At 53.0% G+C, this 21582-nt stretch carries 21 protein-coding genes; 14 read left to right on the top strand and 7 right to left on the bottom strand.

The window, feature by feature from the left end:
• Window positions 1-30: 30 nt before the first annotated feature.
• From ruvX to SK3146_RS08450, 8 genes are all read left to right on the top strand, one after another.
• Window positions 31-450 (top strand): Holliday junction resolvase RuvX, encoded by a 420-nt coding sequence (gene ruvX, locus SK3146_RS08485; RefSeq protein ID WP_249864669.1) that lies wholly within the window; start codon window positions 31-33, stop codon window positions 448-450.
• A gap of 5 nt (window positions 451-455) precedes the next feature.
• On the top strand, window positions 456-764 hold the full coding sequence (locus SK3146_RS08480) for a DUF1292 domain-containing protein (RefSeq protein WP_249864668.1): 309 nt from the start codon (window positions 456-458) through the stop codon (window positions 762-764).
• A 22-nt stretch (window positions 765-786) separates the two neighbouring features.
• On the top strand, window positions 787-1089 hold the full coding sequence (locus tag SK3146_RS08475; RefSeq protein WP_249864667.1) for a DUF1292 domain-containing protein: 303 nt from the start codon (window positions 787-789) through the stop codon (window positions 1087-1089).
• 114 nt (window positions 1090-1203) lie between these two features.
• Window positions 1204-2256: an endolytic transglycosylase MltG gene (mltG, locus tag SK3146_RS08470; protein WP_249864666.1), complete on the top strand. Its 1053-nt coding sequence runs from the start codon at window positions 1204-1206 to the stop codon at window positions 2254-2256.
• 26 nt (window positions 2257-2282) lie between these two features.
• Window positions 2283-3215, top strand: a complete 933-nt coding sequence (locus tag SK3146_RS08465; protein ID WP_249864665.1) for a peptidase U32 family protein — start codon at window positions 2283-2285, stop codon at window positions 3213-3215.
• A gap of 45 nt (window positions 3216-3260) precedes the next feature.
• Window positions 3261-4541 (top strand): peptidase U32 family protein, encoded by a 1281-nt coding sequence (locus tag SK3146_RS08460; protein WP_249864664.1) that lies wholly within the window; start codon window positions 3261-3263, stop codon window positions 4539-4541.
• A gap of 479 nt (window positions 4542-5020) precedes the next feature.
• Window positions 5021-7018 carry a methyl-accepting chemotaxis protein gene (locus SK3146_RS08455; RefSeq protein WP_375295520.1) on the top strand — a complete coding sequence of 666 codons (1998 nt, stop codon included), beginning with the start codon at window positions 5021-5023 and terminating at the stop codon, window positions 7016-7018.
• 160 nt (window positions 7019-7178) lie between these two features.
• Entirely contained in the window at window positions 7179-8996 is a 1818-nt protein-coding gene (locus tag SK3146_RS08450; protein WP_249864662.1) for a peptidoglycan D,D-transpeptidase FtsI family protein, read from the top strand.
• On the opposite strand, the gene SK3146_RS08445 is transcribed toward SK3146_RS08450, so the two are convergent.
• Window positions 8993-10291: an ATP-binding protein gene (locus tag SK3146_RS08445; RefSeq protein ID WP_249866230.1), complete on the bottom strand. Its 1299-nt coding sequence runs from the start codon at window positions 10289-10291 to the stop codon at window positions 8993-8995. The two genes, SK3146_RS08450 and SK3146_RS08445, sit on opposite strands and share 4 nt — an antisense overlap.
• 318 nt (window positions 10292-10609) lie before the next feature.
• Here SK3146_RS08445 and SK3146_RS08440 point away from each other — a divergent pair, with 318 nt between their 5' ends.
• The 4 genes from SK3146_RS08440 to SK3146_RS08425 all read left to right on the top strand — a co-directional run bounded on the left by SK3146_RS08440 (window position 10610) and on the right by SK3146_RS08425 (window position 13225).
• Complete coding sequence (locus tag SK3146_RS08440; RefSeq protein ID WP_249864661.1) at window positions 10610-10996, top strand: DoxX family protein; 387 nt, start codon at window positions 10610-10612, stop codon at window positions 10994-10996.
• 204 nt (window positions 10997-11200) lie between these two features.
• The gene (locus SK3146_RS08435; RefSeq protein ID WP_249864660.1) at window positions 11201-12442 is read left to right on the top strand and encodes a DUF2157 domain-containing protein; all 1242 of its coding nucleotides are present in this window, start codon (window positions 11201-11203) and stop codon (window positions 12440-12442) included.
• On the top strand, window positions 12432-12962 hold the full coding sequence (locus tag SK3146_RS08430) for a GDYXXLXY domain-containing protein (RefSeq protein WP_249864659.1): 531 nt from the start codon (window positions 12432-12434) through the stop codon (window positions 12960-12962). Before SK3146_RS08435 ends, SK3146_RS08430 begins: the two co-directional genes overlap by 11 nt.
• Before the next feature lie 98 nt (window positions 12963-13060).
• Window positions 13061-13225 carry a hypothetical protein gene (locus tag SK3146_RS08425; protein ID WP_249864658.1) on the top strand — a complete coding sequence of 55 codons (165 nt, stop codon included), beginning with the start codon at window positions 13061-13063 and terminating at the stop codon, window positions 13223-13225.
• 164 nt (window positions 13226-13389) lie between these two features.
• Here the strand turns inward: SK3146_RS08425 and SK3146_RS08420 are convergent, their stop codons facing one another.
• From SK3146_RS08420 to SK3146_RS08400, 5 genes are read right to left on the bottom strand one after another with little or no spacing between them, the layout of a single operon-like run.
• Window positions 13390-15138 carry a hypothetical protein gene (locus SK3146_RS08420; RefSeq protein ID WP_249864657.1) on the bottom strand — a complete coding sequence of 583 codons (1749 nt, stop codon included), beginning with the start codon at window positions 15136-15138 and terminating at the stop codon, window positions 13390-13392.
• Window positions 15139-15193: 55 nt separating this feature from the next.
• Entirely contained in the window at window positions 15194-16435 is a 1242-nt protein-coding gene (locus SK3146_RS08415) for an efflux RND transporter periplasmic adaptor subunit (protein ID WP_249864656.1), read from the bottom strand.
• Window positions 16436-16475: 40 nt separating this feature from the next.
• Window positions 16476-18089, bottom strand: a complete 1614-nt coding sequence (locus tag SK3146_RS08410) for a DHA2 family efflux MFS transporter permease subunit (protein WP_249864655.1) — start codon at window positions 18087-18089, stop codon at window positions 16476-16478.
• A 37-nt stretch (window positions 18090-18126) separates the two neighbouring features.
• Window positions 18127-18780, bottom strand: coding sequence for an efflux RND transporter periplasmic adaptor subunit (locus SK3146_RS08405; protein WP_249864654.1), 654 nt, complete (start codon window positions 18778-18780; stop codon window positions 18127-18129).
• A 38-nt stretch (window positions 18781-18818) separates the two neighbouring features.
• A complete protein-coding gene (locus tag SK3146_RS08400) occupies window positions 18819-19247 on the bottom strand; it encodes a MarR family winged helix-turn-helix transcriptional regulator (protein ID WP_249864653.1) in 429 nt (142 codons plus the stop codon).
• 243 nt (window positions 19248-19490) lie between these two features.
• On the opposite strand from SK3146_RS08400, the gene SK3146_RS08395 reads away from it, so the two are divergent.
• Together SK3146_RS08395 and SK3146_RS08390 are read left to right on the top strand one after the other, a co-directional pair.
• Window positions 19491-19925, top strand: coding sequence for a MarR family winged helix-turn-helix transcriptional regulator (locus tag SK3146_RS08395; protein ID WP_249864652.1), 435 nt, complete (start codon window positions 19491-19493; stop codon window positions 19923-19925).
• A gap of 33 nt (window positions 19926-19958) precedes the next feature.
• Window positions 19959-20795, top strand: a complete 837-nt coding sequence (locus SK3146_RS08390) for a lipoate--protein ligase family protein (protein WP_249864651.1) — start codon at window positions 19959-19961, stop codon at window positions 20793-20795.
• An 11-nt stretch (window positions 20796-20806) separates the two neighbouring features.
• Here SK3146_RS08390 and SK3146_RS08385 read toward each other — a convergent pair whose 3' ends face one another.
• Window positions 20807-21535: an alpha/beta hydrolase gene (locus SK3146_RS08385; protein WP_249864650.1), complete on the bottom strand. Its 729-nt coding sequence runs from the start codon at window positions 21533-21535 to the stop codon at window positions 20807-20809.
• Between the last annotated feature and the right edge of the window lie 47 nt (window positions 21536-21582).

The following is a 21582-nucleotide window of genomic DNA, read 5'->3' as shown; positions in this document are numbered from 1 at the left end:
TGCTTTTCTCGGATTGGGAGTACGAAAAGCATGGAAAGGTTAATGGGTTTGGATTACGGCGATAAGACGATCGGCATCGCGGTAAGCGATGAGCTCGGCTGGACGGCGCAAGGGGTGGAAACGATCCGGCGTTCGACCGGGGAGCGCGATCTGGCCAGAATTCGCGAATTGATCGCGCAGTACGACGTTCGCGAGCTTGTTGTCGGATTACCGAAAAATATGAACAACACGATCGGGCCGCGTGGCGAGCTATGTATCGCCTTCGCCGACGCATTGCGGAGCGCGCTGCAAATGCCCGTTCATATGTACGACGAACGGCTGACAACGGCATCCGCGCAGCGAACTTTGCTTGAAGCCGACGTAAGTCGCAAGAAACGAAAGCTGGTCATCGACAAAATGGCCGCTGCGCTTATTTTGCAAGGATATATGGATTCCAATAAGAAGAGGTGATTGGCATGTCTAAAGAGGAACAACTGCAGGAAGAAGAGCTGGATATCATTGTTATTCCGGATGACGACGGCAATGAAGAGGAGTTTGAAGTGGTTGCCAGATTTGAAGTTGACGGCTCGGACAAAAAGTATTTGATGGTTGTTCCGGTCGACGCCGATGAGGAATCCGACGAGGTGTACGCATTCCGCTACGAGGAAGACGGAGACGATCTGCAATTGTACACCATCGAAGACGAGGAAGAGTGGAACATTGTGGAGGAAACCTTCAATACGCTGATGGACGAAGCGGCTGAAGACGAAGAAGACTCCCGATAAGCCAGGCACAGGAGGCATTCCTTTGTACGATTTACAAGATATGAAAGAAACGAATCAGTTGCGCGACGCATACGGAGATGATATTATTTTGTATGACGACCGCGAACGATCCATGACTTACAAGCTTCTGGCCGAGTTTCTGCTGGGCGACCGCGGCTATGCGGTACTTCAGCGGGAGAACGCCAAGAATGAAGAGCCGGAGCTATTCCGGGTAACTTCCACCGCTGGCGGTGAGCTTGAATTGGAAACCATAGATGATGATGAGGAGTGGGAAAACGTCTCCGAGCTGTATGACGAGATGACGTTCCCGCAGGACGAAATGTAGAAGACTACAATTTGTTATTTTTCATAAATGGCGAGCGGAGAACATCATCCGCTCGTTTTCGTTGTTGGTCGATACAGATTTGGAAGGAGAGCAAGATCGCCAGTGTCTGCAGCAATGAAATCGGCGGGAAAGCGGGTCTTATGGACTGTTATCATCATCGGATTAGCCGCCGTATTAAGTTTGGGGCAATACGTGCGGCATATGCTGACTCCGGCCCCGGCCAAGGAAGGAGCGGTCCGTGTGGACATTCCTCCCGGCACGGGTTCCGTTCAGATCGCCGCAAAGCTTGAGAACGCGGGACTGATCCGCAGCGCTTCCCTGTTTACGTATTACTTGAAATACAAAGGAGAAGGGGCCAAATTCCAAGCGGGCGAATATGAAATGGTTCCCGGAATGACGATTGACGCCATCATCGATACGCTGAATAAAGGATTGACGATCAAGGAACAGGGGATCAAGCTTACGGTTCCCGAAGGCTACACGATCAAACAAATCGCGGACAAAATCGGCCAGCAATTCGGGACGGACCCCGAGGTACTGCTGAAGACGGCCCAGGAGTACAAAGGATTCAGCGCCAAGGTGTACGCGGCGATTCCGGATAATCCGCAGCTGTCAAACCGTCTGGAAGGCTACCTGTTCCCTGAAACCTACGAATGGAAGAAAGAGATAGAGCCGCAGGACATGCTCGATCAAATGATGCTGGAGCTGGACAAGAAGCTGTCGGGACTTCCGGCGGATTGGGAGCGGAAGCTTGCGGAGCGAGGCCAGAGCTTTCATCAGATGATGACGGTCGCTTCGCTGATCGAAAGGGAAGTCGTACTGGACGAAGAACGTCCTCTGGTCGGCAGCGTTATTTATAACCGTCTTCAGAAAGGAATGCCGCTGCAGATCGACGCGACCGTACAGTATTTGTTCGATAAACCGAAGGAACGGCTTTATGAGAAGGATTTGCAAATCGAAAGCCCTTATAATACGTATTTGCATGCCGGATTGCCGCCGGGGCCTATCGCGAGCCCCAGCCTGTCTTCGATCAAGGCGGCGATTGAACCCGCCGACACGAAGTATTTGTTCTATGTGACGAAAAAGGACGGCGGCAAAGGCCATTTGTTCGCCGAAACCTATGAACAGCATCAGCAAAATATTGCGGCCAGCAAGAAAAATCAATAGAAATTATAGCAGGGGAGAATGAAGCCATGAAAAAACCGGAGCTGTATATATCGGCCGGATCGGCAGAGCAGGCCCGCGCCTATATCGAAGCCGGGGCGGATGCGGTTGCCGTAGGAGAGCATCGCTACGCCATGCGCATGCCGGGAGAAGTAAAGCTGGACGATCTGGCCGGTCTGATCCCTTGGGCTCATGAGCGCGGAGCTAGAGTCTATGTCGTGGTCAACAAAATTATGGACAACGATCTGCTGCCGGAGCTTCCCGCCTATTTGCGGCGGCTGAAGGAGCTGCAGGCGGACGCCGTCGTCTTCGGAGATCCGGCGGTGCTGATTGCGCTTCGCCAAGCATCGGCGCAAGGATTGCCGCTGCACTGGAACGCGGAGATGACTTCGACGAACTACGAGACGGCGGGATATTGGCGCAGCAAAGGCGCCGTACGGGTTGTGCTGGCCCGGGAGCTGAATCTGGAGGAGACGCTCGGCATCAAGCGCAATTTGCCTTCGATGGAGGTCGAGGTGCAGGTGCACGGCATTACGAATATTTATCATTCCAAGCGAAGCCTGCTTAAGAATTACCAAGAGCATCAAGGACGGGCGGAGCTCCGCGGCAGCGGCATCGAAGAAGGGCTGTTCCTCATCGAGCAGGAGCGCCAGGACGAGCGATACCCGGTCTACGAAGACGTCAACGGCACGCATATTATGAGCTCGGACGATATTTGCATGCTGGAAGACCTGCATGAGCTGATGGCGGGGAATATCGACAGCTTCCGCATCGAAAGCCTGCTTAAACCGGAAGCGTATAATGTGACCGTGATCCAAGGCTACCGTCAAGCGATCGACGCTTATTGCGCCGACCCGGAAGGATATGAATTCCAAGAAGAGTGGATCGAGGCGATTCGGCGGCTGCAGGACCCGCGCCGGGAGCTGTCCTTCGGATTTTTCTATAAAGAACAAGTGTATTAATAATGCGGCGATGCCGCACCAACAACTGTCAAAGGGGTGGAATCGATGACCATGTTACAGCAAGAGCTGCTCGGCAAGCGGGTGCGTCTGGATAAACCGGAACTGCTTGCTCCCGCGGGAAGCCTGGAAAAATTGAAGTTTGCCGTCCATTACGGAGCGGATGCGGTATATATCGGCGGGCAGCAATACGGTTTGCGCTCCAACGCGGACAACTTTACGTTCGAAGAGATGCGCGAAGGCGTGGAATTCGCGGCGAAATACGGTGCCAAAGTATTCGTAGCCACGAATATTTATGCCCATAACGAAGATTTGTCCGGCATTGAGGATTATTTGCGCGGCATTCAGGATGCGGGCGTCGCGGCCATTATCGTTGCGGACCCGGTCATTATCGAGACATGCAAACGGGTGGCGCCCAAGCTGGAAATTCACTTGAGCACGCAGCAATCGACGATGAACTGGCAAGCGGTGCAATTCTGGAAGGAAGAAGGCGTCGACCGCGTCGTGCTGGCGCGCGAAGCGAGCATGCAGGAAATTGTCGACATTAAGCGCAACGTCGATATCGAGATTGAAGTGTTCGTCCACGGTGCGATGTGCAGCTCTTATTCGGGCCGCTGCGTGCTGTCGAACCATTTCACGGACCGCGACTCGAACCGCGGCGGCTGCTGTCAGTCCTGTCGCTGGAAGTACGATTTGTTCACCAGCGAGGAAGACCAGGCGGAAGGGCTGAAGGAGCTTCCTCTCTTCAACGAGGGAGATAACCCGTTCTCCATGAGCTCCAAAGATTTGTGCATGATCGAGCATATTCCCGATCTGGTGAGATCCGGCGTGGACAGCTTTAAGATCGAGGGACGGATGAAGAGCGTCCATTACGTAGCCACCGTCGTAAATGCCTACCGTCAGGCGATCGACGCTTATTTCGCCGATCCGGCGAACTACAAGCTGAATCCCGATTCGGTCTACGAAATTCAGAAGGCGGCCAACCGCCCGCTGAATACCGGATTTTTCTACGATGAACCGGGGCATGAGGATCATATCTTCGAGCCGGAGGATAAAGCGTCTCCTTACGATTTTGTCGGCGTCGTCATGGAATACGACGAGGCTAGCGGCGTTGCGACGATTCAGCAGCGGAATCATTTCAAGCCGGGTCAGGAGGTCGAATTTTTCGGCCCCAAAGGCACGTTCTTCAAGCAAACGGTGCCGGCTATCGAGAATGAAGAGGGGCAAGCGCTGGACGCCGCGCGCCATCCGCTGCAAAGAATCCGGATGAAGGTCGATCAGCCTGTCAAACCTTTCGATATGATGCGCAAGCGGATGGGCAAGGCTTAAGAAAAACCGTCGCAGAAGGCGAAGCTGTGCAAGGAAGTCCTTTAATTAAAGGGCTTCTTTTTTTCTGGGAACTAAGACCCATGGACAAATCTGGTAAAAAGGAATATTATCCTACGTGTTGCATAGAAAATAAACAATGTGTGCTGCAATAATAGGGGTTTGAGGCGATGGAACTATTTTTTTGACATGAAAGCGATTAAGTAAAAGGATATTGGAAAAACATGTCGAATAACATTTGGTATACCAAGATATGCTAAGCGTCATCCCTACATACGCAGAATAACCTATTTCAGAGCAGGGTGGTGGGTCCTTTGAAGGAAAGATTGTCCAATTTCAAGCAGTGGACGGAGAAAATCAGCAGTTTATTTGCAGCAAAAAAATCGGGGGTTGAAGGATCGAATAACGGAACATCGTTTCTGGGAAGGGCTTCCGGCTCGGTAGGCAGCATCCGGATTGAGAATCCGGTCAAGTCTGTCGGCATGAAATTATTTCTTATTTTTCTGGTCAGCATTTTGGCGTTCGTGCTGGTTGTAGGCTTCACATCGTTTAATATTTCCAGCGGCGTGCTTCAGAAGAAGGTCGTCGACGCTTCGGAACAAACGATTATTCAAGCCGGCCAAAAAATGGATTTGCTGTACGGAGTCTACGAAGATTTATCGATGCAAATTTTGCTGGATGAAGATATGAAAAAGCTGCTTTCCGATATCGGAACGGTCAACCCGGGCAGCTACGATTTTCTGCAGCTGAGACAAAAAATCGGTGATAAGCTGAACGTATATTCATATTCCAACAAGACGATCAAGGCGATTCATCTGCTGCGCGCCAACGGGGAACCGCTAAGCTCTTCGGGAAGCTCCTTGGGCAGCGAGAACTTGTCTTCTGAGGAATGGTACAAGAAGATTATGGACAACAACGGCAAGGCGACATGGCTGGAAGCGAAGCCCAAAGGATATTCTCAGGGCACGACTTCGCCGACGTTTGCCGTGGGCAGAGTGCTGAAGAATACGACGACGAACACGCAGCAGGCGGTTCTTCTGCTTGAAATCAGCGTCGATGCGATCGATCGCGAATTGGGCGACATCCGCATGGGCGACGGCGGCCAAACGATGATCCTTACCGACGATTTGAACGTCATTTTCGCCAAGGACACGAACGTTATCGGGCAAAAAACGCCGATCGATATTGCTAAGGAAACGATGGTCGACGACCGTAACAATACGATGTCCGGCAACAAAGATATGCAGATCGTGTATTATCATTCCGAAAAAACCGGTTGGTACCTCGTTGGCGCCATGCCGATCGCCGAGCTGGTGAAGGATGCCACAGCGATCTTCAACGTTACATGGGTGATGGCCGGCATTGCGGCAGTCATTGCGGTAATCATCGGCTTCTTCGTCGCGCGGATGATCGGCACTCCCGTAGTCACGCTGCGCAATTTGATGAAAGAAGGCGAGCAGGGGAATTTGACGGTACGCATGAAAGTAAATTCCCAGGATGAGATCGGGCAGCTGGGGCAAAGCTTCAACCAAATGATGGAGAAGATCACTCAGCTGGTTCAGCAGACGAACCATTCCGCCCAGGAAGTGCTGGCAACGGCGGCCGAATTGTCCGACGCGTCGAAGAAAACGGCATTATCGGCCAAAGAGATTGCCGTAGCTACCGAAGAAATCGCCGGCGGCGCTTCGAGCCTGGCTGTCGAGTCGGAACGCGGCAACGAGCTTACGCATAATATCAGCATTCAAATGAAATCGGTCGTCGACGCCAACATCGAGATGGGCAGTGCCGCCGCAACGGTGCAGCAGGCCAGCGAACAGGGAATTCAATACATGTCCGAGCTGATCGGCAAGACCAACGCTACGGAAGCGATGACCCGGGAAATGGTTGAGAAAGTCGATAAGCTTAAAGAAAGTACGAGCTCTATCCGCAAAATTTTGGATGTGCTTAGCAATATTTCGAAGCAAACGAACATCTTGTCCTTGAACGCTACGATCGAAGCGGCACGCGCAGGAACGGCCGGCAAAGGGTTTATGGTCGTAGCCGATGAAATACGGAAGCTTGCGGATCAGTCCCGTCAATCGATCGCTATTGTCGGTCAGTTCACCGAAACGATTCAGAAGGAAATCGATGAAACCGTCAAAGTATTGTCCAACGCCTATCCGATGTTCCAAGAGCAAATTTCTTCGGTTAAGGAAGCGGACTCGATCTTCAAGGAAGTTCAGACTCACATGGAAGGATTTTCCGGCAGATTGTCTGAAGTGACGGACTCGATCGAAAATCTGAACGCTTCGCAAATCGTATTGTCCGATGCCATGTCCAACGTCAGCGCCGTAGCGGAAGAATCTTCGGCTACGTCCCAGGAGGTCGCTTCGCTGAGCGCCGAGCAGCTGAACATCAGCTCGGGCCTCGTACGCTTGTCGGACAAGCTGGAGCAGCTCTCCAATTCGCTGCAGGAATCGCTCAGCAAATTCGAGGTATAACCCGCAGGTTCACTATGATTGTATTTTGTATTATATGTTTCGTAACCGGATGCCTTTTTCATGGGATAGTTTGCCGTGAAAAGGGCATTTTTTTTGTTATGTAAACGGAAGAAGAAGCCCATACTGCTAAGTAACCTACTGCGAGGAGAGACACAAGCGTATGGCAAACCGGTCTCCGTTAAAGAAGCATCGTTTATTCTATATATTGCTATTGATGACCGTTTTATTGATCGGGTTGAACGTGAGACTGTTCTGGATACAGGTTGCTGCGAGCCGCAATTTTACGGACAGGAGCATCGATTTGGTCGAAAATTCCGTCATTCAGCGGGAGCAGGGAATTGTGCTCGATAGCGGCCGCGGAGACTTCTACGACAGAAACGGAGTCGCTCTAACCGGCAGCGTCAAGACGGTGCTGACGGTTTTTCCCGTAAAGGAACATTTCCCGGAAAATAATTTGCAATTGAGGCAGCAAATCGCCCAGATTCTTCATGTATCCGAGCGGCAATGGCAGACATTCGTCGAGTCGCTCAAGAGCCCTGCCGTCTGGACTGCGAACGGGAAGCCCGTTCAGCTGACGGAGGCCCAAATCGGGCAAATCGAGGCTCTGGGGCTGCCGCAGCTTGCCGTTACGCGATACAAGCAGCGGTATGATGCGGAACAGCTTGCCAGCCAGGTTATCGGTTTTATAAGCCAGGACCCGCAGCGGATTACCCGGCAATTTACCGATCAGATTCATAAGGGCGAGCTGCAGTTGACGAGCAAGATCGGCGGCGCCGGACTGGAGAAGACGTTCGAGCCGTGGCTTCAGGGGCTCGGGCCGACTTCCTTATCTTTGTTTACGGACGGTCTCAAACGGCCGCTTGCCGGGTTGGCTGCAAGGACCGTCTTCCCCGACAATTCGTACTATCCGCTCAAGGTGATCACAACGTTAGACGCCTCCATTCAGCGGCGGGTCGAGCTGGTTATGGACAAGCTGCACATTCAAGAAGGAGCGGTTGTCGTTATGGATGCCGCCAATGCCGATGTCATCGCGATGGCGAGCCGCCCGGAGTTTCATCCGGAGCATGTCGATCTGAAGCAGGGAAGCTGGAGCAACAAAGCTGTGAAGGGAACTGCGCCAGGGTCTATCTTCAAAACGGTCACTGCGGCGGCGGCGCTTGAGGAAGGTCTGGTTCGGCCGGGCGAAACATTCGATTGCCGGGGGGAATTGGGTAAATACGGTCTGAGCTGCTGGAAGCAGGGCGGCCACGGGCATATCACCTTCGAGGAAGGCTATGCGCAGTCTTGCAATATCGTGTTCGCCGAAATCGCCGAGCGGCTTGACGGCGTCAAACTGGAGGAGTATGCGCATAAGCTGGGCTTGGACGTGCGGGTCGGCTGGAGCGGGCGCTTCATGCAGGAGGAAAGCTTTCGGCAATGGGACAGCGAGGATAAGGGTCAAGTTTACGCCGGCGCAACACCGAAGCAGGACGGCGGTGTCAAGGCGCAGACTTCGATCGGCCAGAGGGACGTTCTGGTCACTCCGCTGCAAGCCGCGAACATGATCGTCACGCTGCTCTCCGGCGGAGAGGTTGCATCTCCCAGAATCGTCAAGGAGATACGATTTGGCAACGGCCGGTTAATGGAGGAGCTGCCGGCTCATCGGGTAGAGGGGCTGCCGGCCTCCTTATCTCCAGGCACTTCCAAGACATTGCTGTCATGGATGGAGGAAGTCGTCGATCACGGCACCGGCAGCGGGCTGCAATCCGCGCATTGGAAGGTTGCCGGCAAATCCGGGACCGCTCAGGTCCGGGACAAGCAGGGCAGGGATAAAGTCAATCAATGGTTTATCGGGTACGGGCCTGCCGAAATGCCCCGATACGCGGTAGCCGTATTAGTTCAGAATGCGACGCCGGACGAAAAAAGCATATCCGTTCCCTTGTTTCGCCAAGTGATGGATGTGCTTGCTGAGCAGCCTGCTAAAGGAGCGAATGATTAATGATAAGAGGTCGTATGCAGCGTCGGAATCATCAGAGAGAAACAGGTTCCTTTGCCGACCTCGCTGGTAACGTCGATTTTGCCGCGGATCGTTTGAATGACGCGGAAGGTGACCATCATCCCAAGGCCGGTTCCTTTATCCCTCGTAGAGTAGAAAGGGGTGCCCAAACGGCGAATTTCTTCCGGCGTCATTCCGACGCCATGGTCTATAATATCGATGCAGACGCTGCGGCTTTGCACGGTGCCGATAATCCGCAAACGGCCGCCGCCCGGCATCGCTTCAATCCCGTTCTTGAATAAATGAACCATGCACTGCACGAATTTCTCCTTATTCGCGCTGATGATCATTTTATCTTCCAGCTCCGTCTCCACCTCCACACGGCATAGCTTGGCATAAGGCTCGATCGATTGCAGCGCCTGCTGGATGAGCGCTTTGGCGTCCACCAGCTCGATGGCTTCCAGCTGCGGCTTGGCGAACGCCAAATAATCGTTAACGATAGACTGGGCTTTATCGATCTCTTCCACGACCATGGAGGTGTACAGATTACGCTTGTCTTCGGAAATGTCGGGCTGCTTCAAGATTTGCATAAAGCCTCTGGCGACGGTCATCGGATTCCTGATTTCATGGGCGAACGATGCGGCAAGATCGCTTAACACATTCATTTTATCGACCTGCTGGTTATGGTTTCGCTTGTTGGCATTGATAATCATTTGTTCGATCACGTAGACGGCAAAGGCGAATGTACAGGCGTACAATAAGCTGTACAAGCCAAAGTACATCCAGAACGAAGCATTCAAGGGAATGCCTACGAGCAGGAACGCCGCACAGGAAAATACGGTGGAGAAAATGCCGGTAATAAGGCCTACGATACAAGCCGCCGCCGTGCCGCGTATCCGATCCCGGCCGATGATGTACGGTTTGGCCAGATGTACGAGAAGGATCAGCAAGCCGATAAGCACCACGCTCAGGATAAGCGCCTCAGGACTTCCCCCCAAATAAAATCGGTAGACGATAATGACCGCTGCAACCCCCAAGGCGGGGAGCAAACCGGCATACAGAATACAGATCGACAGCGGAATGAACCGGAAATCGTACAGGAAGCCGTTCGCGAATTGAAACGGATAGAGCATGCATAACAGCGCCGTTACGGCCGCCGGCACAGCGACGTTGCGATATTTGGCGGACTGGTTCATGCTGTAGTTGCGTTCGGCCCAAAACACATGATACGCCATCACGGGAGTAATGATAATTAACATGTTGAACAGCAGTTGTTTAATTACGTCCAATGAGATCACCTTAAGCAAAATAATATGGAATGCAGAAATTACACGTGTTTATGGGTATTCGACAAATTTTTCTTTTTTCCTACATCTCGCAAGAAAAAACATTCAGGTTCCAAGCGGAATCGCTTACCCCGTTCATCGTCGTGCCGTCAGTAATCCACACTACTGGAATAGGAAAATTCTATACTTGCGCGATGTCATGAGCGGCGGAGAGAGAGCATACATTTATGATATGAAGTTATTTTTAGTTAGTAGCTTGACAAAAGTAAATACATTAAAGTAATATACTAACATAAAATAAGTTATTAATTTTAATGGGGAGTGATTGAAATGGTCAACGCAGGACTTCTTATTATTCGTATCATTGTGGGATTGATCTTTGCCGGGCACGGTACGCAGAAGCTGTTCGGGTGGTTCGGAGGGCACGGGCTAAAAGGCACGGGAGGGTGGCTTGATTCGATCGGAATGAAGCCGGGGATGCTGATGGCATTTCTTGCAGGAATCGGCGAGCTTATCGGCGGGCTGCTCTTTGCAGCCGGCGTATGGACGCCTGTAGGCGCGGCACTGATCATCATTACGATGCTGGTAGCGATACTTAAGGTGCATGGCCGAAATGGGTTTTGGGTTACATCCGGAGGGATCGAATACAACTTGATTCTTATTGCCGTAGCCCTAGGTATAGCATTGATCGGTCCGGGCGCTTACGTATTGTTTTAATCGGCAGGCGAATAATTGGATAGAGGATGGGGCCAAAGCCTTCGGCTGGAAGAAGCCGGAGGCTTTTTGCCGCGGAACGAGGGATTGTTTCTATACAGGCCAGAAGGCTAAGGAGTGGGTACTAGGGAAAAATAGTACTTTTTTTTGCCTTGGTGTCGGCTATACTTAAAGTATGGAGAAACGAATGGAAAGAGAGGTGGCGGTATGAGCCGCAAATGGGTGGAGAAGGAAGGTTTGCGCTGGGTTGAAAGCAATATCGTCACCCGGGAACAGTATGAACGGATTCTCGGTTTATATGAGGAGAAACGGCATGCGATAGGTATCCTCCCGATTCTCGGGAGCATTCTGGTGGGTCTCGGCATCCTCAGCTTTGTGGCCGCCAATTGGCAGGACATCCCGCAGCTGGCGCGGTTTATGCTGGTCGTCATCGTGATGGTCGGCTGCTACGTCTCCGGGGAACTGATGATGAAGAAGGGGCATGACAAGCTGGGCATCGCTTTGACCGCTTTGGGCTATATCAGTTTCGGTGCGGGCATCGTGCTGGTAGCCCAAATGTTCCATCTGACCTCTTACGACATCACATCCTTTATCGTCTGGGGAACGGCAGGCGTCCTGCTGACGTTTTTATACCGCAGCCGTTTTTTGTATTTGCTTAGCTTGCTGGTGTTTACGGCGGCTGAGTTATACAGCGCACTCCACTTTCATCAGTTTAGCTACGTCGGTTTCATTTTTATGGCCGCGGGGCTCGGAGGATATGCATGGGTAAGACAGAGCGCGCTGCTCACATGGTGCTTCAGTTTAAGCTTTGCGCTGCATGCGCTTATGTTTACGATGGTCAAAGACTTGCCCTTCTTGTGTTTCTTCCTTCCGGTCATGGCGCTCTACGCGCTGGGGGACTGGTATAAGGACCGCGGCGCAGGCTACGCGCTTCAGTCGATTCCGCTCGCCGCGAATTTCGTATTCGGCACGTTCATGGTGCTGGTCTGGGAGGCTCCGTACGGCGGCCTGGGCGATTTGTCGGAGCTGCTGCCGAAGCCGCTCTACTATTTGCCGGCTTTGCTGCTGCTGTTCGCCGTATCCGCGGCGGGCAAATGGAAGCAGAAGCGGTTGTCCAGCGTCTTGGAATGGATCATGTGCATTCCATTCCTTTACTTAACCGTCGGAGTGAGCGCGATCTACTTGCTGACGCTATTCTTCTTCTCGTTCTATGTGCTGTGGCGGGGCTATATGGAAGAATGGCGGTTTAAAATCAATTTCGGGACCGTGCTGTTTATTTGCAGCAGCATGATTGCCTACGGCAAGCTGACATGGGATTTCATGGATAAATCGCTATTTTTTATCATCGGGGGACTGCTGCTGCTTGCCTTGAGCTGGTTCTTGAACCGCCGCAACAAGCGGTTTCTTCGGAACATCGACGAGGGGGAGGGGAAGCATCATGATCGGTAACCGAATGATTGCCAAGCGGTCGTGGCTGCTCAGCATCCTCGTGGCGCTGCAAGTGCTGTTTCTTGGCGGCATTGCCGTCTCTTATTATGCGGTCGGCTGGTTCGGCAATGAAATCAAGCTGCAGACCGAACCGGTCGATCCGAGAGACCTGTTATACGGAGATTACGTGACGCTCGGCTATCAAATCAGCAGAGTGGATAAGAGCTTATGGCATAGCGGCAACCTTCCGGACGAGGGGGAGAAGGTCTATGTGCTGCTGAAACGGCAGCAGGACGGACTCTTCGACGCCGCGGGCGTATATTCCGCCAAGCCGGCCGTTCAGCCGGGAGAAGCGGTGCTTATTGGGACGGTCAGTTCCGTATGGGGAGACTCGCTTGGATTGACGTACGGTCTGGAGAGATATTACGTGCCCGAAGGGACGGGACAGGAGCTGGAGAAGCAGGCCGGAAATATGATCGTCACCGTCAAGGCGGCGTCTTGGGGAGCTGCGCGAATTATGGCGCTGGAACCCGGAAAATAACGCCAGACTATTCAGCAAACTTTCAGTTGGCGTTCAGGTTCGGTTCATAATAGGGTGTGATAATAAGGAGAACAATCCTGAACCCTGGAGGAACGAACATGACGAATCGTAGAACGATCAGCCTTGTGCTGGCTGCCGTAATTATGTTCGGCGGAACGGTAGCCTTGTATGAATGGAATCAGGCTGTGTCCGCGCAACAGGCCGCAGTAAACAGCCCCGTTCAACCGCTGCATGACGATGCATCGGCCAAACCGTCGAATTGACTGCCGGCAACGGATAACCGTTTGCTTTACAAGCTAAAATAGCAGAAAATCAGCTGTATTTCAGCCGGTTTCTTAATTTAGAAATAAAAACGAGCGCATGGGAACTTGTCGTCCATGCGCTCGTTTTCATTGAGCCGCGAAGCTTACCGGCGATCCGGTCCGGCTTATTGCTGCAAAGTAGCGATGAGCCTTCTCGCCTGCCCGGCAGGAGTATCTATCGTTTCATACATTTTCAGCGTCAAATTATTTTCCAGCTGATCGGAAGACGTGTCGCTGAAATAAATCAGCTGTTCGCCGCTGGTCAGCCTGTTATCGCCGCTTAAGCTTTTGGTCGTCGAGGCGATTTTGCGTCCGTCCTTCGTCTCCAGAACCATGAGCAGCTTGTTGTAGGCAGAGTCGACCATCACCGAATCGGTGCTTTTCAAATCCCAATTAATACGCAGCTTGTAGCTGTAGTTATAGGTTTGCGTCGCTTGATTCATACCGGCCAGATTGCTGAGTGCCCAATCGCGGATCGTCACCTGGTAAGGATAAGCCTTCAAGGTCTCGTTGTCATTGACCGGATTGTTCATATACGTAACCGCCTGGGACAGCGTAACTTTATAAGGAGCGGCCGTCTTGTCGTCGATCAGCTTCAGCGTATACTGCGCTTTGGCCCCGTTAAGCGGCAGGACGAAGGAATAGTTCACGACATAATCCGTTCCCGGCACAACCAGCGAAGCGTCGCTGTTCAACCGGCTTCCCGCATAAGTAAAGCCTCCGCCGACCAATTCCGCCGCGAATTGCGGAACCGGCAACGGCTTATCGCTGCGGTTGCTGAATTTGAGCTTCACGATACCGGTTTGATAGCCCATGCCCTCATTCTCATACGTTTGCATATCTACTACGCTGACGGAGATGTCAGGATTGATCGAGTTATTGATCGGATCGACCGGAAGCGGCGTATTCATCGTATACGCAACGGGCTGAGTCGTATCCTGACCGGCTTGGTCTGCCTCCGGCGTCAGAATGCTCAGGCGGCCGATGTTGAATGTCACGTTAGCGGCCGCATCCGTACGATTAGGAACTTTGTAGGCTTCCGTCGTCGAGACGGTGAAGCTGCTAAGCTGCGTATCCAGATCGGTAGGAACGGCATAATAAATGTATTTCTTATCGCCCGGATCGAGCGATGTTACGGCTTGATCGACCCTAGACCCCTTATAGGTCAGCGTAGCCGATTTGCCGTCCAGGGAGAAGCTCGGAACGGTCTCGGACTTGGAGCCGGGATTTTGCACGAGCAGCTTGATGAATTGAACCGGCGTCTGGTCTTTGAAATTGGTCGACAGATTGACCGGCGTATAGGTTAATGCGGAATCTAGGGAAGGAATCTGGAAGGTTTCTCCCCAATTCTTGACCGCCGAAGGATCGGCAATGCTGGAGTGATCGCCGTACCAGACAAGATTCGCTACGGGCAGGTCCAGCATCGTCGTTTCCGTTTTCGGATAGACGTCCTTGTTCACATCGATCCATACAAGATCGGTAGGCTGCACATTTTCGCCCAGATCGATCTGGGTCATAAAGCTGAGGTCGATGCTCGACATCGGGGGAACGGCGACCGCGTTATCGGCGCTGCCCTTCAGCACATATTTCGCTCCGTTCTGGGTCACCGCGCGAAGCTCATAATCCGGCACGCGGACGGTATCGTTCGAAACGTTGTACATTTTGAGCTTGACGCCGATGCGGGTTCCGTTCAGCGTATGCTCGCTTAGCAGGCCGTTCACTTTCACCTGGAGCGGTCCGTCCAGCGCGACCGGATAGCGGGTATCGATTGCCGCCGGGGCCGCTTCGTCGGCAAAAATCGAGCCGGACCCGAAGGATAACGCTAAGGATGAGATGACGACGGCCGATATTGCTTTTTTCAGATTGTTTTTCATCGTAAATCCTCCATTTGAGTAGTTAAAATATATCGTTTGGGTTAGCCGCAGCGGTCTATTTTCTCAGTTCAACCTGGTCTTTATCTTTCAGCTCCTGAACGCCGGAGACGACGATCTGCTCGCCTTCCTTAACGCCGGAGACGACTTCGCGGTTCGTATCCGCCGTCCGTCCGAGCGTGACCTTTCTGCGTTCGGCCTGGTCGCCGGAGACGACGAAGACATAGCTGTCATTGCCTTCCTTGACGATGGAAGCGGCAGGGACGGTGACGACATCCTGCGTGGAATCGCCGCCAAGCTGCAGTTTCACCCGCATGCCGGACTTCAGCTTCATATCCGCGTTGGGAGCGGTCAGCTCCAGTACGAACGATTTGCTCTGCGGGCTCATCACATCCGCCAAGTAGCTTACGGAACCCGTCAGCTTCTCGTCGCTGCCTTGAAGCGTAAACGGAATCGCCTGTTTGCCGCGCGCCAGCTTCACCGCGCTTTCGGTCAAATCCGCATGAATTTTGATCGGATTTTGCTGTTGGATAACGCCGGCGACATAGCCTGCCTGAACCGTCACGCCTTTCTCGGGATTCAGATCGGTCAGCACGCCGCTGATCGGAGCTTTTACCTCGAAATCGGACAATGTCTTGTCGATGTCCTGCAAGGCCACGTTCGTGGACTCGATTTGGATTTTCAACGAGGCCAGCGGGTCGGTAGCTTCGATATTGGCCAGTTGCTTCTGCGCCGTATCCAGATCGAGCCGCGCCGTCTTCAACTGCGTTTCCGCCTTGTCGAGCTGGGCTTTGGGCACAAGCCCCTCGTCGTAGTCGTTATGAATGTTATTATAGCTTTTCTCCAAGTCGGCGATCGAAAGCTGCAGCTTCTCAATCGTATTTTTGAGCACGGCGCGGTTGGTGACGATGTCTTCGCTCGTTTTATCGAGCTGGGCTTGCAGATTTTGGCGGGACAGCTCGGTCTTCTCGCGGTTTCTGGCTGCATCGGTAGAGTCGAGTGTAAAAATAACTTCTCCCTGCTGCACATAGTCGCCGCGCTTCTTCTTCATCTCCAGTACGTCGCCGCCGACCTTCGTGATGACGTTCACTTGGGAGGAGGATACTACATCGGCGTCGACCTCCAGCTTGTCGTCCATTTTTTGCTTGGCGGCCGGAGCCGTCGTTACGAGCTTCGTCTGGCTGCCGCTGGCGCTGGTGACTGAGCACCCGGCGGCCAAGATGCCGCTTAGCGCCACGACCAGACCGGTCATCAGAATACGCTTGAATCGGATTGGTTTGTCGATCTTACTACTTGTCATATGGATTCTTGCCCCTTTGCTATGAAAATAGTGGAAGGTTCTATTCGCCCATCACATGGGCTTTCGGACCGCCTTTGGCTTTCGTATTTTTCAAAAACAGGGAGAGCACCGCGGCGATGACCGACAAGACGGCCGTCACGATAAACACGTCGTCAAGCCCCATGACGGTCGCCTGAATCTGCACCTGCCCGCTCAAATAGCCGAGCGCGTTCGCTTTGGCCTGAATGGCCGACTGGCCCATGCCCATATACTGATTCTGCAGCTGGTTAAAATGGGATGCGACATTCGTCGAAAACATATTCAGCTGCTCCGACAAGTCCGCCACGTGAAACGACCGTCTGTCGGAGTATAACAGCGCAAGCCAGGCAATACCGAAGGAGGCGCTGATCTGCCGGATCGTGTTCGACAATGCGGTGCCCTGACCCATCTTGTGCATCGGGACGGTGTTCATGCCGGCCGTTTGTATAGGCATCATCATAAGACCCATGCCGATAGCCCGGAGCACGAGCCAGGTGATCAGCGTCGAGAACATCGTGTTCAGATCGAGAGCGGCCGACAAGTACAGCGACAGCGCCGTGAAGGAAAGCCCGATAACGGCAATGACGCGGGCTCCAATTTTATCGAACAGGGCGCCGGCAATCGGCATCATAATGCCGGATACGATGGCCTGCGGAAGCAGAATCAGACCGGTTTGCACGGCGGAAAGCCCGGATAAGGTCTGCAAAAAGATCGGAAGCAAAAACAGTACGCCCATCATGATCAGCGTGGCGATACTCGATATGATGAGAGATAGCGTGAACGTGGCGTTTTTCAACAGCGACAAGTCCAGCATCGGCTGATCGATCAAGAGCTCGATGGCGACGAAGATGATGAGGCAAACGATGCCGATCGTAACAAAAGTAATCACCTCGGAATCGCCCCAGCCTTTCTCCGACACTTTGCCGACGCCGTAGAGCAGGGTGGCGAGTCCCGTACAAGAAGTAACGAATCCCCAGAAATCGAATCTTTGCGACACGGGGGCTTTAAATTCCTTCAGGACGGCCATCGCAAGGAAAAAGTCGATAATGCCGATCGGCACGTTGATCGTAAAAATAAGACGCCAGTCCAAATATTCCACTATGTATCCGCTCAGCGTAGGGCCGGTGGCGGGAGCGAACATGATCGCGATACCGAATAAGCCCATGGCCATTCCGCGTTTTTCCGGAGGAAACATGCGGAAGATCATCGCCATGCTGATCGGCATTAACGCGCCTCCTCCGACCGCTTGAATGATGCGGAAAAAAATCATGCTGTTATTGCTCCAGGCGACGCCGCACAGGCCGGAGCCGATCGTAAATATGGCGGTGGCGATCAGGAAGACCCGCTTGTAGCCGAACCGGTCGCCCAAGAAGCCGGTGACGGGAATCAAAGCTCCGCTGACCAGCGAATAAGCGGTGACGACCCATTCGATATCGGATTGGTTGACGCCGAAGACGGACATCATTTTGGGCAAAGCGACATTGACGATACTCGTATCCAATATGGCCATGAACACGGCGATGATGACGGCCAGCATGGCCAGGCCGGAACCTTTGGAGGGTGCGCCGGGGCCGCCCGCTTTGTCCGTCGTACCGGCTGGCTGTTCTTTGCCGGAAGACGCATCTATGGATGACACCTATAGTTCCTCCTCTCTTATGTAGAAGCCGGGCGGGTTATTTCTCAATTTTCACCGTTACGTTCAGACCCGGAACAAGGCGTAATCCCTTGTGATCGTCAAGCGAAATTTTTACGGGAATACGTTGGATCACCTTGGTGAAATTGCCCGTCGTATTGGAAGTGGGAAGCAGGGAGAAGGAGGAGTTCGTGCCGAGGCCGAGACGCTCCACATGACCGGTTATCGTTGTGTTCGGGTAGGCGTCGATTTTAATCGTCACCTTGCTGCCCACCTTCACGTCGGCGATTTCGGTTTCCTGCAGATTGGCGGATACGTACAATTGATCGAGGTTCGCGCTCATCGCGATGGCGCTGGAAGGGGAAACCATCTGATCCTTGATGCCGTTAAACTGAATGATGGTGCCTTCTTCGGCGGCGATAATTTCCTGCGTGACGGCCGGCGTATTGCCGTGGGCCGGAGTCGTTTCGACGAGTCCCAGCACGTCGCCTTTGTTGAACGAATCGCCCTCTTTATAATTCCATTCGATCAGCTTGCCTGCTCCGGGGGCGCCGATAGCCCGCAAGTCGCCTTGAATTCTCGCATCTTCCGTGTTGATATATTTGCTGGCGATCGCATAATAATAAGTCCCGCCAGCTCCTCCGCCGAGAAGAATCAAAGCAATCACTACCAAAATAATGACCTTTTTCTTCATTGCTGATTAAGCTCCTTTCATAAATAGGGAAAATAAATTCAGCCCATATCCGTGACGCTGGTCAGCATCTTGCGGAGTGTGGACATAAACTGCCGAGTTTCGTCCGAGGGCAAGTCGGCCAGCATCTTTTGCAGAATGCTTTTGCGCCGCTCCCTCAGCTCTCTGATCATGGTGCGTCCCGCGTCCGATAATTCGATCCATACCACTCTACGATCCGTAACGTCGCGGCTGCGCGCAATATGACCGTCCCGGACAAGACGGTTGATGGCGATCGTCGTGGCGCTGGCTGAAAGACACAGCTCGTCGGCCAGCTCGCTTACGCTCATTCGTCCCTGATGAAGCAGCGTGTGCAGAAGCAGGAACTGCTGTTTGGACACCGCCGGACACGGGGTCCATTTATTCGACTGCCGGATGGCTATATGGATGAGTTGCTCAAATTCATTTAAGGTATCATCCAAATCGACCACTCAAATTCCCCCTCCTTTTTTTCAAAAAACATTTCCGCATGAAAATAATTAATAGCTAAATGGATTGCTGATAAAATTGTTTTTTGAAATATATTTTGATGGTAAAACTATTCATGGAAAAAATATCATGATGCCCAAGGAGTCGTCAACACTTTTTTTTCCGAACTCTCTTGAAACATTACGACGACTCGTTCGTATTAATGTTAAAATAAATACGACATTTGTTGAAAAAGGAGCAAATCGATGAAGGATCACCGCGACCTCTTTGAATTGGAGGAGGTATCGAGGCAGCTGTATCGCAAGATGTCCGTTGCCTGGAACAAGTTTGACGAGAAAGGAATGACTTCGGCTCAAGGCTTCGTCCTGGAGAAGCTCGAAAGCGAAGGGCCGCTGAAAGTATCGCAGATGGCGGAAGCGATGTGCTATACGGCGGGCGCTATTACCTCTCTGGCGGACAAGCTGCTTTCGGCCGGCTATGTCGAACGGGAACGGGACGATGAAGACCGCCGGGTCGTTTATTTGCGCATTACGGAGGAAGGCCGCAAGATGCTCGGCACGATCCGGGAGCAGCGCAAAACGAATATCAAGACGTTCTTCGGAAATTTAAGCGATGAAGACGTTCACCATTTGATTCGTATATATAAAGAGATACTCGCCCATTCGGAGAAAAAGGCGTAAATCTTATAACCATATTCGGAAGAAGGAATAAACATGCAGCAAGATGATTGGCGCTTGCCGGAAGGGGCGTTAATATGGGACCGTTCGCAGCAGACCGCTCCGCCGGACGTATTGTATCCGTTCGCGCTGGAGGAGCTGTTGTGCAGGAGCGTCGGGGAAGGCGGACCGCCTATCGTACATCTATGGCGGCATCCCCGCGCTTTCGTGATGGGGCTGAGGGACAGCAGGCTTCCCGGGGCGGTCGAAGCGAAGCGCTGGCTGGAGCGGCAAGGGTACTCGGTTGCGGTCAGAAATTCGGGCGGCGCCGCGGTGCCGCTCGATACGGGAGTCGTCAACGTCTCGCTGGTGCTTCCCAAACGGCAAGGGCAGATCGATTTTCGCCAAGATTTCGAAACGATGTACATGCTCGTCAAGGACGCGCTGCAGGCTGTAACGCCGGATGTAGCCAAAGGGGAAGTGATCGGGTCCTATTGTCCCGGCGATTACGACCTTAGTATCGCCGGACGCAAATTTTGCGGCATTGCACAGCGCAGACAGGCGCATGCCTTCGTCGTTCAGGCGTTTGTCGTCGTTACGGGAAGCGGCGCGGCCAAGGCGGAGCTGGCCCGGGAATTTTACCGAATCGCCGCGGCAGGGGAGGACGGGAGCAGTTATCCCGATGTGCATGAGGATCGAATGGCTAGCCTGCAAGAGCTGGCCGGTCTGGATGACCCGCAGCGGTTTATCGACGCGGTCAAACGGACGGTGCGCGCCCGTACCGCTCCGGCTGAGGAAGGCGCGCGCACGCTGCGGCTGCCCGGCGACAGCGAGATCAGCGATATGATCGCTTCGTTAAAGCAGCGTTACGGAATCGGCGAACCGACGCCGTAGCGCGTTCCCGTTCATTTGAGAAATAGCTTCATCGCCGCGGGCAGCTCATTTTGCCAGAAGCCCCACAGATGCTTCCCCGGCTTTTCTTCATAGGTCATGCGGCAGCTCCTCTCTTCGAGGAGCTTTTTGGCGCTGCGGTTCGCTTCGAGAAAATCGAAGGTGCCTCTCTCCGTAACGACCTCCTGCTCATCCAATCCGATCAGCATATACAGCCGCAGCCACGACAGATCGATTTCCCTCTCGATCCGCTCCCGGCTCTCCCGCAAAAATGCCCCCGATAAGGATATAACGTTGCAAAATAGGCTACGATAATCTAAGGCAAGATGCAAGGAAACCGTTCCTCCCAAAGAATCGCCGGCCAATATCCGTTCGGCGGGCGTCGTTCTCACCGGATATTTGGACTCGATGAACGGAAGCAGCTCCCGGGCGAAAAAATGAGTGTACGCCTCAAAACGTTCTCCCTCCGGCGCATATTCGCTCGTTCTGACGGCCGTGTTCACATCCACGCCGACAATGATGGCCGGTTCTACGCCCTCGTCGAAGATCAGACGGTTCATATGCGTGACGATGCGTCCGAAGTTGAAAAACTGCTCTCCGTCCTGACAATAAATGACAGGATACGTCAGCAGCTCCTGATACCCGGGCGGCAAAAAGACGCGAACCGGCCGTTCTTCACCGAGGGAGACGGAGGGCACGAGCTCCTTAACGATTGTCCGCTTGTAATATATGGTATCGTCCATGGCAATTCCTCCAAGTGTATTATAATAGTTTACGCTAGTTTTTCCAT

This window comes from Paenibacillus konkukensis, assembly GCF_023523925.1.
GTDB classification, from domain to species: Bacteria; Bacillota; Bacilli; order Paenibacillales; family NBRC-103111; genus Paenibacillus_S; species Paenibacillus_S doosanensis.
Note: the sequence above shows the minus strand (reverse complement) of the source record. Positions and strands in the feature narration are given on the sequence as shown.

What these genes read in the sequence shown, in the direction of transcription:
- ruvX (WP_249864669.1), top strand. Translation starts at nt 31, where the DNA reads ATGGAAAGGTTAATGGGTTTGGATTACGGCGATAAGACGATCGGCATC.
- SK3146_RS08480 (WP_249864668.1), top strand. Translation starts at nt 456, where the DNA reads ATGTCTAAAGAGGAACAACTGCAGGAAGAAGAGCTGGATATCATTGTT.
- mltG (WP_249864666.1), top strand. Translation starts at nt 1,204, where the DNA reads ATGAAATCGGCGGGAAAGCGGGTCTTATGGACTGTTATCATCATCGGA.
- SK3146_RS08465 (WP_249864665.1), top strand. Translation starts at nt 2,283, where the DNA reads ATGAAAAAACCGGAGCTGTATATATCGGCCGGATCGGCAGAGCAGGCC.
- SK3146_RS08460 (WP_249864664.1), top strand. Translation starts at nt 3,261, where the DNA reads ATGACCATGTTACAGCAAGAGCTGCTCGGCAAGCGGGTGCGTCTGGAT.
- SK3146_RS08455 (WP_375295520.1), top strand. Translation starts at nt 5,021, where the DNA reads ATGAAATTATTTCTTATTTTTCTGGTCAGCATTTTGGCGTTCGTGCTG.
- SK3146_RS08450 (WP_249864662.1), top strand. Translation starts at nt 7,179, where the DNA reads ATGGCAAACCGGTCTCCGTTAAAGAAGCATCGTTTATTCTATATATTG.
- SK3146_RS08440 (WP_249864661.1), top strand. Translation starts at nt 10,610, where the DNA reads ATGGTCAACGCAGGACTTCTTATTATTCGTATCATTGTGGGATTGATC.
- SK3146_RS08435 (WP_249864660.1), top strand. Translation starts at nt 11,201, where the DNA reads ATGAGCCGCAAATGGGTGGAGAAGGAAGGTTTGCGCTGGGTTGAAAGC.
- SK3146_RS08430 (WP_249864659.1), top strand. Translation starts at nt 12,432, where the DNA reads ATGATCGGTAACCGAATGATTGCCAAGCGGTCGTGGCTGCTCAGCATC.
- SK3146_RS08425 (WP_249864658.1), top strand. Translation starts at nt 13,061, where the DNA reads ATGACGAATCGTAGAACGATCAGCCTTGTGCTGGCTGCCGTAATTATG.
- SK3146_RS08420 (WP_249864657.1), bottom strand. Translation starts at nt 15,138, where the DNA reads ATGAAAAACAATCTGAAAAAAGCAATATCGGCCGTCGTCATCTCATCC.
- SK3146_RS08415 (WP_249864656.1), bottom strand. Translation starts at nt 16,435, where the DNA reads ATGACAAGTAGTAAGATCGACAAACCAATCCGATTCAAGCGTATTCTG.
- SK3146_RS08405 (WP_249864654.1), bottom strand. Translation starts at nt 18,780, where the DNA reads ATGAAGAAAAAGGTCATTATTTTGGTAGTGATTGCTTTGATTCTTCTC.
- SK3146_RS08395 (WP_249864652.1), top strand. Translation starts at nt 19,491, where the DNA reads ATGAAGGATCACCGCGACCTCTTTGAATTGGAGGAGGTATCGAGGCAG.
- SK3146_RS08390 (WP_249864651.1), top strand. Translation starts at nt 19,959, where the DNA reads ATGCAGCAAGATGATTGGCGCTTGCCGGAAGGGGCGTTAATATGGGAC.
- SK3146_RS08385 (WP_249864650.1), bottom strand. Translation starts at nt 21,535, where the DNA reads ATGGACGATACCATATATTACAAGCGGACAATCGTTAAGGAGCTCGTG.